Annotated in this window: 14 protein-coding genes; 10 read left to right on the top strand and 4 right to left on the bottom strand. The window is 33.1% G+C overall.

Annotated features, from left to right (window positions below):
- Window positions 1–32: 32 nt before the first annotated feature.
- From tamL to FN795_RS08635, 4 genes are all read left to right on the top strand, one after another.
- Window positions 33–2,606, top strand: coding sequence for a translocation and assembly module lipoprotein TamL (gene tamL, locus FN795_RS08650; RefSeq protein WP_142450250.1), 2,574 nt, complete (start codon window positions 33–35; stop codon window positions 2,604–2,606).
- 60 nt (window positions 2,607–2,666) lie between these two features.
- Window positions 2,667–3,734: a class II fructose-bisphosphate aldolase gene (gene fbaA, locus FN795_RS08645; RefSeq protein ID WP_035645669.1), complete on the top strand. Its 1,068-nt coding sequence runs from the start codon at window positions 2,667–2,669 to the stop codon at window positions 3,732–3,734.
- Window positions 3,735–3,844: 110 nt separating this feature from the next.
- Window positions 3,845–4,699, top strand: a complete 855-nt coding sequence (gene accD, locus FN795_RS08640; RefSeq protein WP_026983883.1) for an acetyl-CoA carboxylase, carboxyltransferase subunit beta — start codon at window positions 3,845–3,847, stop codon at window positions 4,697–4,699.
- Between the two features lie 82 nt (window positions 4,700–4,781).
- Window positions 4,782–5,396 carry a hypothetical protein gene (locus tag FN795_RS08635; protein ID WP_142450249.1) on the top strand — a complete coding sequence of 205 codons (615 nt, stop codon included), beginning with the start codon at window positions 4,782–4,784 and terminating at the stop codon, window positions 5,394–5,396.
- A 44-nt stretch (window positions 5,397–5,440) separates the two neighbouring features.
- On the opposite strand, the gene FN795_RS08630 is transcribed toward FN795_RS08635, so the two are convergent.
- Window positions 5,441–6,328, bottom strand: coding sequence for a cupin-like domain-containing protein (locus FN795_RS08630; protein ID WP_142450248.1), 888 nt, complete (start codon window positions 6,326–6,328; stop codon window positions 5,441–5,443).
- Between the two features lie 89 nt (window positions 6,329–6,417).
- The gene (locus FN795_RS08625) at window positions 6,418–7,665 is read right to left on the bottom strand and encodes an ABC transporter permease (RefSeq protein ID WP_142450247.1); all 1,248 of its coding nucleotides are present in this window, start codon (window positions 7,663–7,665) and stop codon (window positions 6,418–6,420) included.
- A 166-nt stretch (window positions 7,666–7,831) separates the two neighbouring features.
- Between FN795_RS08625 and purH the strand changes: the two genes are divergently transcribed.
- The 6 genes from purH (at window position 7,832) to rodA (ending at window position 15,088) form a co-directional block, all read left to right on the top strand.
- On the top strand, window positions 7,832–9,358 hold the full coding sequence (purH, locus tag FN795_RS08620) for a bifunctional phosphoribosylaminoimidazolecarboxamide formyltransferase/IMP cyclohydrolase (RefSeq protein ID WP_142450246.1): 1,527 nt from the start codon (window positions 7,832–7,834) through the stop codon (window positions 9,356–9,358).
- Between the two features lie 56 nt (window positions 9,359–9,414).
- Complete coding sequence (locus tag FN795_RS08615; protein WP_008466528.1) at window positions 9,415–10,443, top strand: rod shape-determining protein; 1,029 nt, start codon at window positions 9,415–9,417, stop codon at window positions 10,441–10,443.
- Between the two features lie 109 nt (window positions 10,444–10,552).
- Entirely contained in the window at window positions 10,553–11,377 is an 825-nt protein-coding gene (gene mreC, locus FN795_RS08610) for a rod shape-determining protein MreC (RefSeq protein ID WP_035645686.1), read from the top strand.
- Window positions 11,370–11,876, top strand: a complete 507-nt coding sequence (locus FN795_RS21540) for a rod shape-determining protein MreD (RefSeq protein ID WP_133523327.1) — start codon at window positions 11,370–11,372, stop codon at window positions 11,874–11,876. The genes mreC and FN795_RS21540 overlap by 8 nt, the downstream gene beginning before the upstream one ends.
- Window positions 11,873–13,837 carry a penicillin-binding protein 2 gene (gene mrdA, locus FN795_RS08600; protein WP_142450245.1) on the top strand — a complete coding sequence of 655 codons (1,965 nt, stop codon included), beginning with the start codon at window positions 11,873–11,875 and terminating at the stop codon, window positions 13,835–13,837. The genes FN795_RS21540 and mrdA overlap by 4 nt, the downstream gene beginning before the upstream one ends.
- Window positions 13,838–13,852: 15 nt before the next feature.
- The gene (gene rodA, locus FN795_RS08595) at window positions 13,853–15,088 is read left to right on the top strand and encodes a rod shape-determining protein RodA (protein ID WP_142450244.1); all 1,236 of its coding nucleotides are present in this window, start codon (window positions 13,853–13,855) and stop codon (window positions 15,086–15,088) included.
- A gap of 208 nt (window positions 15,089–15,296) precedes the next feature.
- Here the strand turns inward: rodA and FN795_RS08590 are convergent, their stop codons facing one another.
- Together FN795_RS08590 and FN795_RS08585 are read right to left on the bottom strand one after the other, a co-directional pair.
- On the bottom strand, window positions 15,297–15,980 hold the full coding sequence (locus FN795_RS08590) for a DedA family protein (protein ID WP_142450243.1): 684 nt from the start codon (window positions 15,978–15,980) through the stop codon (window positions 15,297–15,299).
- A 138-nt stretch (window positions 15,981–16,118) separates the two neighbouring features.
- Complete coding sequence (locus tag FN795_RS08585) at window positions 16,119–16,460, bottom strand: heavy-metal-associated domain-containing protein (protein ID WP_035645699.1); 342 nt, start codon at window positions 16,458–16,460, stop codon at window positions 16,119–16,121.
- Between the last annotated feature and the right edge of the window lie 33 nt (window positions 16,461–16,493).

Below are 16,493 nucleotides of genomic sequence, written 5' to 3'. Positions count from 1 at the left end.
AATGTACTTTTGAATTAAATATTTATAAACACTTGAAAAATAATTCCACAAAAATAACAGCATTTATTCTAATAGCAACACTTATTTGTGCTTGTAATGCTGTAAAAAGAGTTCCAGATGGAAAAAACCTTCTTGTAAAAAATAATATTCTTGTAAACGGAAAGTCTTCAAATGACGAAACTGCTTCAAATCAAATGTATCAAAAGCCAAACGGAAAGTTACTTGGCTTTAAATTACGCTTAAATTTATACAATTTAGCCAATTTAAACCCAGATTCTACTTATCAGGCAAAATTTGACAATCATCCTGGAAGGTATGAACGTTGGTCAAAAGTACTTTCAGCAAAGCAAGTTGATCGTCTTGGTCAATCTTTTATAAATAAAGGACTGAATGATTTCTTAAAAAATACAGGGGAAGCACCAGTAATTATTGATACAGCAAAAACAAAAAAAACGTTGCTTCGCTTAAAATACTACTATTTAAATAACGGCTTTTTCAAAGTACAAACAGACTATACTATTGATACTGTCGGAATTAAAAGAGCTAAAATTAATTACAATATTACGACTGGACCCGCATATACATTAGATTCTATCAGAACTACGATTTTAACGCCGGCATTAGATTCACTTTATCATACAAGCAGAGAGCCTTCGATTTTAAAATCTGGGAATCAATACAAAACAACAGATTTTGAAGAAGAAAAAAATCGTATTACAACTTATTTCAGAAATAATGGGGCTTACTATTTTCAACCTACTTATGTTACTTTTGATATTGATACAATTGGAAAACAAAATAAAGCTGATGTAAACTTAATCATCAACAACAATAGCATACAAGAGAAAGATTCCAGCAGAACAGAACCTTTTAAATTGTACAAAATCAGCGACGTGAATATTTATACTGATTATTCAGCGGCTAATTCAAAATCAAAAATCAACGATAGTATTTCGTACAACAACTTTAATTTGTATGGCTATAAAAAAATCAAATACAAACCGAGAGCTATTACCGACGCTATTTTTATTACAAAAGGAAGTATTTTCTCTGATACAAGAACAACGCTTTCTTCTCGATATTTGAACAATTTAAAAATCTTCAATTATCCTTCCATACAATATGAAGTTGATAAAAGAGACTCGACCGCACAGTCTTTAATTGCGAATGTCTATTTGACACCAAGAAAAAAATACAGTTTTGGAGCAACCCTTGACGTGACACACTCTAATATTCAAGATTTTGGTATTGGGGCAAGTGTTTCTGAAACCATCCGAAATGTATTTAACCGTGCTGAAACACTTGAAATTTCAGCAAGAATGAATATTGGATCATCAAAAGACATGGCGAATCCAAATAATAATTTCTTCAATGTTTCAGAATATGGACTTGATATGAAATTAAATTTCCCAAGAATTTTAATGCCTTTTGGAACTGAAAAAATTATTCCGAAAAGGATGATTCCTTCTACTTCAATCTCAAGCGGTTTTTCTAAACAGCGAAATATTGGTTTGGATAAAGAGAATTTTACTGGAGGAATCGCCTATAATTGGTCTCCAAAGCGTCATAACACTGCAAAATTAGAATTGTTAAACGCACAATATGTTCGAAACTTAAATCCAAACAACTATTTTAATGTTTATACGTCTTCATATGATGAATTAAACGGTATTGGTAAAGACTATAATACCAAACCTATCAACTGGGGAGATACCCCAGAAGAACAAGCGAGAAAAGATCTGACTATACCTAAAGGAACTACAGGATTTACTAATGATGTATTAACCGGGCAAACAGCCTTGCTCCCTGGAGATCCTCTGTATAGAGATGTCGAAAGTATTGAGGAACGAAGAGTTCGTCTGACTGAAAATGATTTTATTTTAGCCACGAGCTATACCTTTACTAAAACAACCAAAAAAGATCTTGCCGACAATAATTTCTATCAGTTTAAAACTAAAATAGAATCGGCGGGGACTTTATTGTCAGCCATTTCAAACATTGCGAGTCTACCAAAAAACACAAATGGCAATTATGAAATATTTAATTTAGAATATTCAGAATACATCAAAACCGAATTCGATTATATCAAGCATTGGGATTTTGGAAAAGAAAATGTGCTTGCGGTACGAAGCTTCTTCGGGATTGCAATTCCTTTTGGGAACTCAAATTATATTCCGTTTTCAAGAAGTTATTATTCAGGAGGTTCAAATGATAATCGTGCATGGCAACCTTACTCTTTGGGTCCTGGAAGTACAGACGCGATGGATGATTTTAACGAGGCGAATATGAAAATTGCATTTAGTGCCGAATATCGTTTTAAAATTCTTGGCGATGTTAAAGGAGCTGTTTTTGCAGACGCCGGAAATATCTGGAATGTGCTCGATAATGTCATCGATGAGAAGGCAAAATTTTCTGGCGTAAACGATTTAGCTGAAATTGCTTTGGGCTCAGGATTTGGATTACGATACGATTTAAGCTTCTTTGTTGTTCGATTAGATTTAGGCTTCAAGACCTATAATCCGGCACATGAGAAGGGAGACAGATGGTTTAAAGAATACAATTTTGGTCACTCGGTTTTAAATTTTGGAATAAATTATCCATTCTAATGCTAATTAATTCTTATTTTTGCAACCTAAAAACTAAAAACAACTATAAAAAAAATTACAATGGCACACAATATCAAACCAGGAGTTGCTACAGGAGACCAAGTTCAGGAGATTTTTAACTATGCAAAAGAAAAAGGATTTGCACTTCCTGCAGTAAACGTTACTGGATCAAGCACAATTAACGGTGTACTTGAAACTGCAGCAAAACTTAACGCACCAGTTATTATTCAATTTTCTAACGGAGGAGCACAATTCAACGCTGGAAAAGGATTATCTAACGCAGGTGAAAAAGCGGCTATCGCTGGAGGAATCGCTGGAGCAAAACATATTCACACTTTAGCTGAGGCTTACGGTGCAACTGTAATTTTACACACTGACCACTGCGCAAAAAAATTATTACCTTGGATTGATGGTTTATTAGATGCTTCTGAAAAACATTTTGCAGAAACAGGAAAACCATTATTCAGTTCTCACATGATCGATTTGTCTGAGGAGCCAATCGAAGAAAACATCGAGATCTGTAAAGAGTATTTAGCAAGAATGAGCAAAATGGGTATGACATTGGAAATCGAGCTTGGTATTACAGGTGGTGAAGAAGATGGTGTTGACAACTCTGATGTTGATAGCTCAAAATTATACACTCAACCAGAAGAAGTAGCTTATGCTTATGAAGAATTATCTAAAGTAAGCCCTAAATTTACAATTGCTGCTGCTTTCGGAAACGTTCACGGTGTTTACAAACCAGGAAACGTAAAATTAACTCCAAAAATCTTAAAAAATTCTCAGGATTTCGTACAAAACAAATTCAACACAGGACATAATCCTGTTGATTTCGTTTTCCACGGAGGTTCAGGTTCTACACTTGAAGAAATCAGAGAAGGAATTAGCTACGGAGTTATCAAAATGAACATCGATACAGATTTACAATTTGCATACACTGAAGGAATTCGTGATTATATGGTTAAAAATCTTGACTATTTAAAATCTCAAATTGGTAACCCAGAAGGTGCTGATGCTCCAAACAAAAAATATTACGATCCAAGAAGATGGGTTCGTGAAAGCGAAGTAACATTCAACGCAAGACTTGAACAAGCTTTTGCTGATTTAAATAACGTAAACACGCTTTAAAATTTAGATTTCTGATTTTAGATTTCAGACTTCTAAAAAAAGCCTGAAATCTAATTTTTGAAATAGGATTGAAATCTAAACTTTAAAATCTACATTCTAAAATTAAAAAAATGGCTTGGTTTAAAAGACAAGAAAAAGGGATTACGACCGCTACAGAAGATAAGATGGACGTTCCGAAAGGATTGTGGTACAAATCTCCAACTGGAAAAATTATTGATGCAGACGAATTAGCGAGAAACTTATTCGTAAGCCCTGAAGATGATTTTCACGTTCGAATTGGAAGCGCAACCTATTTTGAAATTTTATTCGACAACAACGAATTTGTTGAGTTAGATAAAAACATGACATCAAAAGATCCTTTGCATTTTGTGGATACAAAGAAATATGCAGAAAGATTGAAAGATGTAATGGAAAAAACTCATCTTAAAGACGCTGTACGTACGGGAGTAGGAAAATCTAAAGGAAGAGAACTTGTAATTTGCTGTATGGATTTCGCTTTTATTGGTGGATCTATGGGGGCAGTTGTAGGTGAAAAAATTGCAAGAGGAATTGATCACGCGATCAAAAACAAATTACCTTTTGTAATGATTTCTAAATCTGGTGGAGCTCGTATGATGGAAGCTGCTTATTCTTTAATGCAATTAGCAAAAACTTCTGTAAAACTGGCTCAATTAGCGGAAGCTAAATTACCTTACATTTCTCTTTGTACAGACCCTACAACGGGTGGAACAACTGCATCTTACGCAATGTTAGGAGATATCAATATCTCTGAGCCAGGCGCTTTGATTGGTTTTGCTGGTCCACGTGTTGTTCGTGATACTACAGGAAAAGATTTACCAGAAGGTTTCCAAACTGCTGAGTTTCTTTTAGAGCACGGTTTCTTAGACTTTATCACGCCTAGAAAAGAATTGAAAGATAAGATCAACTTATATATCGATTTGATTCAAAATAATACTATTAGATAGTTTTAAAACTTCTAAATATATAAAATCCCATTCGCTTTTGCAGATGGGATTTTTTTATATCTTTATTTTAAATCTGATTTCTATGGCGAGAGTTTTTATCGGCTTTATGGCTTGTTTGTTTTTTGTTAATTGTACCAAGAAAGAAGGTGAAATTGAAAAAAACATTCCTTATATAATTTCGCAAGAAAACAAATCAATAATACGAAATAATGATACTGTTTCACCTCCTCCACCTATACCTGGCTGGCTAACTTACGGAACAAATACATTCATCATCAACTCAGATTCCACTGCTTATTATTTGCAAAATAAAGGATTAGGAATGATCTGTGGAACACCAAATACCGACACAATTCCATATTTCGCTGATTTAGATCCAAGAGATCTAATTGAAATTTCAAATAAAAATATTTATGATTTTATTAAATTGAATTACAAAGATGATTTTAGAAATGCAACTTTCATCGCATCTCAATCTGACACTTTAAATTCTAAAATATTTTTTGATTTAAATAAATTTTTAAATTATTTCAAGAAAGGCAGAGATTTTATCGTTATTAGAAGAACAACACAGGAAGAAGACACAATTATTTATTATAAGAGAAATAACAAATATTACAATTCTGCCGATATTAAATGGGATAAAACAAGAATCAAATTTCCCGAACTTGTCAAATTTGTAAAAAAACCCAAATAGTACATATAGTACTTACAGGGTTTTTATATTTTTAGACTAAATTATTATCCCGCTTTTTTCAAATCCTTTTTTAATTCTTTTTCAGCGATTTTAAAGACTAATTTTTCACGCCAGATTGCATAACGCTCTCTAAAAACAACTTTAATAGCACTATCAACTGCACCGTGCATAAACAAACTCCAAACACTGGCAATTTTACGGGAAATTGATTGATCCCATGCGCGAAGTGTAAGTGAAAAAGAACCATCTATATAACGCATCCAGTGCCACATTCCAGTCGGCATGAATAACGTATCTCCGTGTTCCAGAAAAACCTCATATCCTTCTACTCCTTTTAGCGCAGGAAATTTTTCAAAATCGGGATTGGCTACATCATAATCTTCTAAAGCATAAGTAGTGTTTGGAAGACAATACAATCTTTTTTTCCATTTATTATCGAATAATATAATGTGCTTTCTTCCGCCAAAATGAGTATGAAAAAGATGCGGCAAATCAATGTCATAATGCAAAAAAGTAATCGCTTTAGAACCTCCAAAAAACATGGCTGGCATGCTTTCTATAAAACCACCCATTAATTCTTTCGGAATTTTTACATCGTCAATTAATTCGGGTCTGTGTTTGAAAAGATTGAAGAAAAAAATACGCAATTGTGTTGGCTCGCGTTTTATCAAATCCAGATACTCGCCAAATTTCATGCTTGCAATCGATGCGTTGATTACTTTTTTCGGATCTGCTTTTGAATTATCTACCAATTTAACCTCAATATCACCTGCAATCTGCTTAAAATATTCTGTTGACCATTTTTCTCTTGCAGGCCAGTCTTTTGTAAGTCCTTTGATGATTAAAGGCTTTCTTTTATCCAAATAATTCTTTTTAAAATCCTCTTTGGAAATAGACTCAACAGTATCAACAGATTTAAGGTTAAAGCTCATTTATTTAGCGATTTAAGTTCTTACTCTATCAAAAGTATCTAATTATTTTTACGCATCAAAATTTACAGTAAAATAACACAAAAACAATATTACATTCCGGTTCTAATCGCTTCAACCGGATCAAGATTTGCTGCTGAAACTGCTGGAAGAATACCCGAAAGCACACCAACAAAAATGGACAATCCTGCTCCAATAACTACATTCCAGAAACTTAAAACAAATTCGAATTCTAATAAATTAGTCAAAAGAAGGGAAAGAAGCCAAACAATAAACAAACCAATTATACCTCCTATCAAACAAAGCATAACAGCTTCAAATAAAAACTGAAATAATATAAAACGGTTTTTTGCTCCTAATGATTTTTGAATTCCAATTAAATTAGTACGTTCTTTAACAGAAACAAACATGATATTCGCAACTCCAAAACCACCAACTAAAAAGGAAAAAATACTGATAAAAATTCCGGCAGTTCTTAAAGTACCCAAAATTCCATCAATAAAATCGGTAAAACCAGAAAGCACATTTACAAAGAAATTATCCATTTCGCCTGCTTTCATGCCACGAATGGCACGAAGTTTTTGCGCAACTTCAGCTTTATAAGCATCCATATCTACGCCTTTAACGGGTTTCAAAACTATTACAGGAGTCATAGAATCACTATCACCATACATTCGTCGAAGAAAATTGGCTGGCAAATAAACCGAAGTATCATTACTATCTCCAAAGAATCCAGCTCCTTGTTTTGCAATTACACCAATAACCGTAAAACGCTGTCCGTATAAACGAATATTTTTCCCAAGAGGATCACTTGTTCCAAAAAGACCTTCAGCAATATCATATCCCAAAACAATTACAGCCGTTCCTGAGTTAGATTCTGATTCGTTGTAAAATCTTCCTTTATCAAAACTTAATCCGTCAATATCGACCATTTCAAATGAAGATGGAATAATGTTCACATCGGCAACAGTTTTCGAATCGTACTTTAAACTTTCTCTGGCTACAAAAAGCTGATAACCCACCTGATCAGTATTATTTAGTGAATTTTTCAAACCAATATATTCATCATATTTTACATTTGGGAACTGTTCTCTTTTCCATTGTGGAATTTCAGATGGACCAAAGCAATATTTCATTAAATAAATCGTATTTTTATCTAAACTGCTCAAATCTTTAGAAATTTTTCTATCTAAAGAATCGACGGCAGCCAAAACAGCAATAATCGAAAAAATACCAATTGTAACCCCAAGGAGCGACAATAAAGTTCTTAATTTATTATTTCGTAAAGCATTTATAGCAAAGCTCAGACTTTCTTTTAATAATCGAAGGTAAAGAAGCATATAGTAGTATTTTTCAATAAAGTAAAATTCAATAATTTAAAATCAAAAACCTAATAAAAGTTAACTTACTCATCAGTAGATTTTTTTAGCATAATGTTACATTAATTTTCTTTAAAATAATATTTAAAAAAACTACTTTTGCAGTCTCAAAAATCATAACTACACAATGAGCACAACTAAAAAAATACAATCAGCATTAATTTCTGTTTTTTCGAAAGATGGATTAGAGCCAATCGTTAGAAAATTACACGAACAAAATGTAACACTTTACTCAACTGGAGGGACAGAAGATTTCATTAAAAACCTTGGAATTCCTGTAGTTCCTGTTGAAGACATTACTTCTTTTCCTGAAATCCTTGGAGGAAGAGTTAAAACTTTACACCCGAAAATTTTTGGAGGAATTTTGAACCGTCAGGATAACGAAAGTGATGTTCAGCAAATGAAAGAATTTGACATTCCTCAAATTGATTTAGTAATTGTTGATTTGTATCCTTTTGAAAAAACTGTTGCTTCTGGTGCAAGCGAACAAGATATTATTGAAAAAATTGATATTGGCGGAATTTCATTAATCCGCGCAGGTGCAAAAAATTTCAAAGACACTGTAATTGTTGCTTCGGTAAATGAATACAGCTTGCTTTTAGATTTAATTACAGAACAAGACGGAGCAACAACTTTGGAAAACAGAAGATTGTTAGCTACTAAAGCATTCCACGTTTCTTCTCACTATGACGGAGCTATTTTTAATTATTTCAACACTGACGAAACTATTTACAAAGAAAGCATTGCAAATGGTCAAGTTTTAAGATATGGCGAAAACCCTCACCAAAAAGGATTTTTCTTTGGAGATTTTGACGCTATGTTCAACAAAATTCACGGAAAAGAATTATCATATAACAACTTGCTAGATGTTGACGCTGCAGTTAACTTAATTGCTGAATTTAAAACTGACGGACCAACATTCGCAATTTTGAAACACAATAATGCTTGCGGATTGGCTTCTAGAAAAACAATCAGCGAAGCTTATTTAGCAGCTTTAGCTTGTGATCCTACTTCTGCTTTTGGAGGAGTGTTAATTTCTAACACTAAAATTGATTTAGAAACGGCTCAGGAAATCAACAAATTATTCTGCGAAGTGGTAATCGCTCCAGCATATGATGATGAGGCAGTTACTGTTTTACAAGAGAAGAAAAACAGAATCATTTTAGTTCAAAATGAAGTTGAATTACCAAATCGTCAAGTAAGAACTTGTCTTAATGGTTTGTTAATTCAGGACAGAAATAATATTACGGATAATAAAGAGCATTTAAAAACCGTTACAATAACAGAACCTACTGCTCAGGAGATCGAAGATTTGATCTTTGCTTCTAAAATCTGCAAGAATACAAAATCAAACACTATTGTATTTGCTAAAAACGGAACATTGATTTCATCAGGTACAGGTCAGACATCAAGAGTCGATGCATTAATGCAGGCTGTTGACAAAGCGAAAGCATTTGGATTTGATTTAACTGGAGCTTCAATGGCGAGTGACGCATTTTTCCCATTTCCGGACTGTGTAGAATTAGCTAAAAAAGCAGGAATAACTGCTGTAATTCAGCCAGGAGGTTCAATAAAAGACGAATTAAGCATAAATTATTGCAACGAAAATAATCTTGCAATGGTATTTACAGGAACACGTCATTTTAAACATTAATTTGTTTAACTTTGTTCGATAAATAATTTATAACATTTTAAACCCCTAAAAAACTTATGGGATTTTTTGATTTCATGACTGAGGATATTGCAATAGACCTTGGTACCGCAAACACTTTAATCATTCATAATGATAAAGTTGTTATTGACAGCCCCTCTATCGTAGCACGCGACAGAGTTTCAGGCAAAATCATCGCTGTTGGTAAAGAAGCCAACATGATGCAAGGTAAAACGCATGAAAACATCAAGACCATAAGGCCTTTGAAAGATGGAGTAATTGCCGATTTTGATGCTTCTGAAAAAATGATCAATATGTTCATTAAGAGTATTCCTGCATTGAAAAAAAGAATGTTTACGCCAGCTTTAAGAATGGTTGTATGTATTCCATCTGGAATTACTGAGGTTGAAATGCGTGCAGTAAAAGAATCTTGTGAAAGAGTAAACGGAAAAGAAGTTTATTTGATTCATGAGCCAATGGCAGCAGCAATCGGTATCGGAATCGACATTATGCAACCAAAAGGAAACATGATTGTGGATATCGGAGGTGGTACAACTGAAATTGCAGTTATCGCTTTAGGTGGAATTGTTTGCGACAAATCTGTAAAAATTGCAGGTGACGTTTTCACAAATGATATCGTTTATTACATGCGTACACAACACAACTTATTTGTTGGAGAAAGTACTGCTGAAAAAATTAAAATTCAAATTGGAGCGGCTATCGAAGATTTAGACGGACCGCCAGAAGATATGTCTGTTCAAGGTAGAGATTTGCTTACTGGTAAACCAAAACAAGTTGATGTTTCTTACCGTGAAATCGCAAAAGCTTTAGACAAGTCTATCCAGCGTATCGAGGATGCAGTAATGGAAACATTATCTCAAACTCCTCCTGAATTAGCTGCTGATATTTACAATACCGGTATTTATTTAGCTGGTGGAGGATCTATGTTAAGAGGTCTTGACAAACGTATTTCTCAAAAAACTGATTTACCAGTATATATTGCTGAAGATCCGTTGAGAGCTGTTGTTCGCGGTACTGGAATGGCACTTAAAAACATTGCAAAATTCAAAAGCATCTTAATAAAATAAGATTCAAAACAAATAATTATACTTTTTATTAGAGTTAAATTCCAATATTTAACTCTAATAAAATTTTGAAACTTTAAGCATATCCTGAAACAAAATAACCAGACAAGAAATGCAGCAAATATTTAATTTCATTATAAGAAACAGTAATCGATTGCTGTTTTTGCTGCTTTTAGGTATTTCGTTGACGCTCACAATTCAATCACATTCTTACCATAGAAGCAAAATAATCAGTTCTGCCAACTTTTTAAGCGGAGGTGTTTATGAAAGAATTAATCGCATAGACGAATATTTGAATTTAAGAGCTGAAAATGAAGAACTTGTACTCGAAAATGCAAGGTTAAAAAGTCTTTTATTCAATAAAGAAGACACTACAAAATTGCCTTTACCTGATACAATTAAAGGAGTAAAACCGGCTGACATTATTGTATCAAAAGTGATTCACAATACATACAGTACACACGAAAACTTTCTTACTTTAAATTCTGGATCCAATGAAGGTGTAAAACCAGATATGGGAGTAATAAATAGCTTAGGAATTGTTGGAGTAATTGACAACACTTCTCCAAGATATTCAACTGTGGTTAGTATTTTGAACATGAAATCACAGATCAACGCCAAACTTAAAAAATCAAATCACTTTGGTTCTTTAACATGGGACGGAAAAAGTACTGGTTTTGTCCAACTGAAAGATGTTCCAAGATTAGCTTCTGTTAGAAAAGGCGATACTATCGTAACAGGAGGGCAATCTGTAATTTTCCCTGAAGGAATAAACATTGGAACCGTTGAAACCGTTTACAAAGAGGAACAAACCAGTTTTTATGTTATAAAGGTTAAGTTATTTAACGATATGACAAACCTTGGGCATGTTTACATTATCAAAAGCAAAGACAGAGAAGAACTTATTAATTTAGAAAAAAAGGAAAAAGATGAATAGCGCATTGTTAGTCAATATTTTTCGATTTATTATGTTACTGGCAATTCAGATTGTTATTTTCAACAATATGAATTTTTTAGGGTACATAAGTCCTTTTCCGTATATTCTGTATATCATTCTTTATCCTGTAAACAGTAATAAATCAGGATTGATTATTTCAAGTTTTTTACTCGGATTAACAATGGATATGTTTTGTAATTCAGGAGGAATACATGCAACATCGTGTGTAATTCTTGCTTACTACAGGCCTTATATTTTTAAGTTTTCGTTTGGACTGAGTTATGAATATCAAACCATCAAATTAAACGAATCCTTAACACCCGAAAGGTTTTCATTTATTTTGGTATCCGTTTTGCTACACCATATCATACTGTTTGTACTCGAAGCGTTCCAATTCAAATTCATTTGGGACATTTTACTTCGAACGCTGTTTAGCTCAATTTTTACAATTATAACCTCTATCATAATCATTTATCTTATTAAGCCCAATAAACGATGAGAAAAGTTCTGCTACCCGCTTTAATTATCATTGCAGGATCTTTACTGGTGATCAGGGTATTTTATTTGCAAATTGTAGACGATTCATTTAAGCTAAAATCAGAAAACAACGCAATAAAAAAACAGTACGACTATCCTGAGAGAGGTTACATTTACGACAGAAACGGCAAACTTTTAGTTGCCAATCAGGCTTCTTATGATATCATGGTTATTCCGCGCGATATCAAAGAAGATTTGAATGTTACTGAATTTTGTTCTTTGCTAAACATCACAAAAGAAGAATACGACAAAAGAATTGCGAAGGCTAAAGTATATAGTCCTCGTCTTCCTTCTGTATTTTTGGCTCAATTAAATAAAAATGAATTTGCCGCTTTTCAAGAAAAAATCAGAAAATTTGAAGGTTTCTATTTCCAAAAACGTTCACTTCGTGATTACGAAGTAGATTATGGCGCCAATATATTTGGTTTTATCACTCAGGTAAATGAAAACTTAATTAAAAAAAATCCATATTATAATAGTGGAGATTTAATTGGACAGCAAGGGGTTGAACAAAGTTACGAAGAAGTTTTACGCGGTATAAAAGGTGTAAAATACATTCAGAAAGACAAATACAACCGAGAAATTGGTTCGTATAAAGATGGAAAATACGATACAATTGCTGTTGCCGGAGAAGATATCAATTTAACTATTGATGGCGAACTTCAAAAGTATGGCCAAGAGTTAATGATCAATAAAAGAGGTGGAATTGTTGCTATTGAGCCTAAAACCGGTGAAATTCTAGCATTAGTGACCGCTCCATCTTTCGATCCTGGAATTTTAGTAGGAAGACAAAAATCTAAGAATTATACACTTTTATATCGAGATTCGATAGCAAAACCTTTATACGACAGGGGGCTTTTAGCAGAATATCCACCAGGATCTCCATTTAAAATTTTAACTGGACTTGTTGCGCTTCAGGAAGGAGTTATTGATGAGCATACGACTTTTATGTGTCATCACGGTTTTAGCTACGGACGAGGACGCTTTATGAAATGTCACGGCTTTGGGCCTCATCAATTAAATAACGGGATTTACAATTCTTGTAATACTTATTTTGCACAATCTTACATGCTAACGATAAACAAATATAAGAATCCTGGGTACGCAGTTGATGTTTGGAGTGGGCACGTGAAAAGTTTTGGTCTTGGTCAATTTATGGGATACGATTTGCCAACGGGAAGAAAAGGAAACATTCCAACTTCTAAAACTTACAAAAAAATATACCCAAATGGTGGCTGGAGAAGCACCACAATTGTATCTAATGCTATTGGTCAAGGTGAAGTTTTGATGACCCCTATTCAATTAGCGAATATGATGGCGACAGTTGCAAATCAAGGTTATTATTACACTCCTCATATTATTAAAAAAATCGAGGGTAAAAAAATAGATGCAAAATTTACAACTAAACACGAGACTACAATTGACAAAAAGTATTTTCCACCGGTTATAAATGGCTTATTTGACGTTTACAACAAAGGAACGGCTTATGCTCTGAGAGTAGAAGGTATTGATATTTGCGGAAAAACAGGTACCGCTGAAAATTATGCAAAAATTGACGGAGTAAGAACAAAACTAAAAGATCACTCTATTTTTGTGGCTTTTGCTCCAAAGGATAATCCTAAAATCGCAATCGCGATTATGATTGAAAATGGAGGTTTTGGTGCAAACGTAGCCGGACCTATTGCGAGTTTGATGATTGAAAAATATTTAAGAAAAAAAATCACAAGAACAGATTTAGAAGTTCGTGTTTTGAATAAAAGTCTGGTTGCTGAATATGCTAAATTAGGCGGAATAAGTGAAGCAAGCGCAATTGAATCTACACCAAAAGATTCGATTTTAAAAGCTAAAATCGTTACTCCTAAGCCAGGTGTTCCAAAAACAGAAATGAAGAAAATAGCAACCGATACCACTAAAGAAAACTAAGAAAGATTATTTCAAATGAAAAATCAAAGTGTAAAAAATAATATTGACTGGATAAGTGTTTTTATCTACATCACGTTAGTAATATTAGGGTGGTTGAATATTTATTCGTCTTCATTACTATCTACAGAAGGAACGTATCAAAAACAGCTGATTTTTATTGGCTGTACAATACCATTAATTTTTGTGGTGCTTTTTGTTGACGGAAAATTTTATGAGAAATATGCCAGTATAATATTTGGAGTTGCACTATTATCGCTTGCCGGATTGTTTCTTTTTGGAAAAACAATTGCCGGACAACGATGCTGGTATGCTATAGGAAGTTTTACTTTACAACCTTCAGAATTTGCAAAAGCAGCTACGTCATTAGCGCTGGCAAAATATCTGAGCGACACACAAATCAACCTCAAGGATGTGAATAGACAGATACAGGCGCTTGCTATTGTATTTTTGCCTGTCCTGCTGATTTTACCTCAGCCTGACCCTGGAAGTGCTTTAATTTATAGTATTTTTATTATTGTTTTATACAGAGAAGGTTTACCTTCTTGGTATGTCTGGACCGGTTTTATTACTATTTTATTATTTGTATTAACACTTATTCTTGAACCTTATGTTGTTATTATTATAGCTGCGGTTGTCTTAGCAATTATACATTTCAAAGGCCGAGTTGTCGACAGGAATTTATTGATGAGTAGTATACTTTTGGCTATTATTTCTGCTTTTGTTTTCTCTGTTGACTATGTATTTGACCATGTTTTCAAACAACATCACAGAGACCGTTTTAATATTTTACTTGGAAAAACAGTCGATATGAAAGGTATTGGTTACAACACTAACCAATCAGAAATTGCAATTGGATCAGGCGGATGGCTTGGAAAAGGCTTTTTACAGGGAACACAAACAAAAGGAGGTTTTGTACCTGAACAACATACCGATTATATTTTCACAACCGTTGGTGAAGAATGGGGTTTTGTAGGTTCATTAGTTGTAATAGCGCTTTTTGTCGGTTTATTTTTAAGAGTAATTTATTTAGCTGAAAGACAAAAAACTAAATTTAGCCGTGTTTATGGTTACTGTGTTGCAGGAATCTTATTCATTCACTTTTTTGTAAATATTGCTATGGTTATCGGTATTTTCCCAACTATTGGAGTTCCTTTGCCTTTCTTTTCATATGGTGGCTCCGGACTCTGGGGCTTCACAATTTTGTTGTTTATCTTCTTAAAAATGGATGCTAACAAAGTAAACGAATGGTAATCTGTTTAATTTCAAAATAAAAAATACCTTTTACAATCTGAAAAAAAATCATTAATTGTAAAATCATAACGATTCCTAACATAGGAATCATGTTGAAGAAATGACTGTTAAATAAAATTATTTTACGTACACAATCACACTAGTATAAGAATAAAAAAAGTCCGAAGTAAATAACTTCGGACTTTTTTTATTTCTTTATATATCTAATTTATATCTTTTCTCCACTAGTTCTCTTTTTGATAAGCTTTAAGAAGACTGGAAATGTTGACACAATTATTATTCCTATTACAATAACTTCAATGTGTTCTTTTAAATCAATTCCGTGTTCTAAAAATACACCGTATAAATAATGTCCTGAAAAGATTAATACGAAAGACCATAAAAATGAACTTAAAATATTATAGAACATAAATTTCTTTTTATCCATTGAAACTATCCCTGCTATAATTGGTGCAAAAGTTCTAAAGATTGGAAGGAAACGAGCATAAATAATTGCTTTTCCTCCATATTTTTCAAAAAAGTCTTTAGATTGTAATAAGTATTTCTTCTTGAACCAAAACGTATCTTCTTTTTTAAACAGATAATAACCACTTTTTGCTCCAAACCAATATCCGGTCATATTTCCTAAAACTCCCATAATAGCAACTAAAGTTGATAGAATGAACACATTTACAAAATCGCTTGGAATAGAAACAACATTTTCGATTAAGTCACGGCTGTAAATCCCTGATAAAAAAAGAAGACTGTCACCAGGAAGGAAAAAACCAGCAAAGAGTCCGGTTTCTGCAAAAACAATAAACAGCACGATGTATAAACCAATTTGAAAACCGCCGATACTTAATGTGATATAAAATTCAGGGTTGACTAATTGTGTCCAATCAAAATTATTCATAAAAATGGTTTGGTTATACTTTATTTAAGTTCGTGAAAGTAACAATAATTTACTTCAACCACAATAAAATGCGGTATTTTAAAGATAAATTAACTATTAAAAAAAGCCCTAAGAATAAACTTAGGGCTTCAAATATTATTATTCTCTTACATACTTGCAACAGCTGTGCAAATTATCATAATCAGCCTGAGTAGCTTTAACCTCCTTTGTATCATGGCCTACTTTAGCAATAGCATTATTTAAGTCGGCTGGCGATGATTTTTCTTCATTCAAAATCACAGCAAGCTGATGCGACGTAATGTCCCAAGTTGCAGTTTTTACACCAGGCACACTGAAAGCTGCTTTTTCAATACGTTTCTTACATTGCTCGCAATTACCGTTAACTTCTGTTGTGTATTTTAGATTCTTATTCTTTTTAGTTTGGGCTTGCGCCGAAAAACCTAAAAACCCAATTATTGCTATTAAAATTATTTTTTTCATTTTATTTAAATTTGATATTGTTATTTAAATTTG

Origin of the sequence: Flavobacterium resistens, from assembly GCF_900182645.1 — a bacterium.
In the GTDB taxonomy this organism is placed as follows: Bacteria; Bacteroidota; Bacteroidia; order Flavobacteriales; family Flavobacteriaceae; genus Flavobacterium; species Flavobacterium resistens.
Note: the sequence above shows the minus strand (reverse complement) of the source record. Positions and strands in the feature narration are given on the sequence as shown.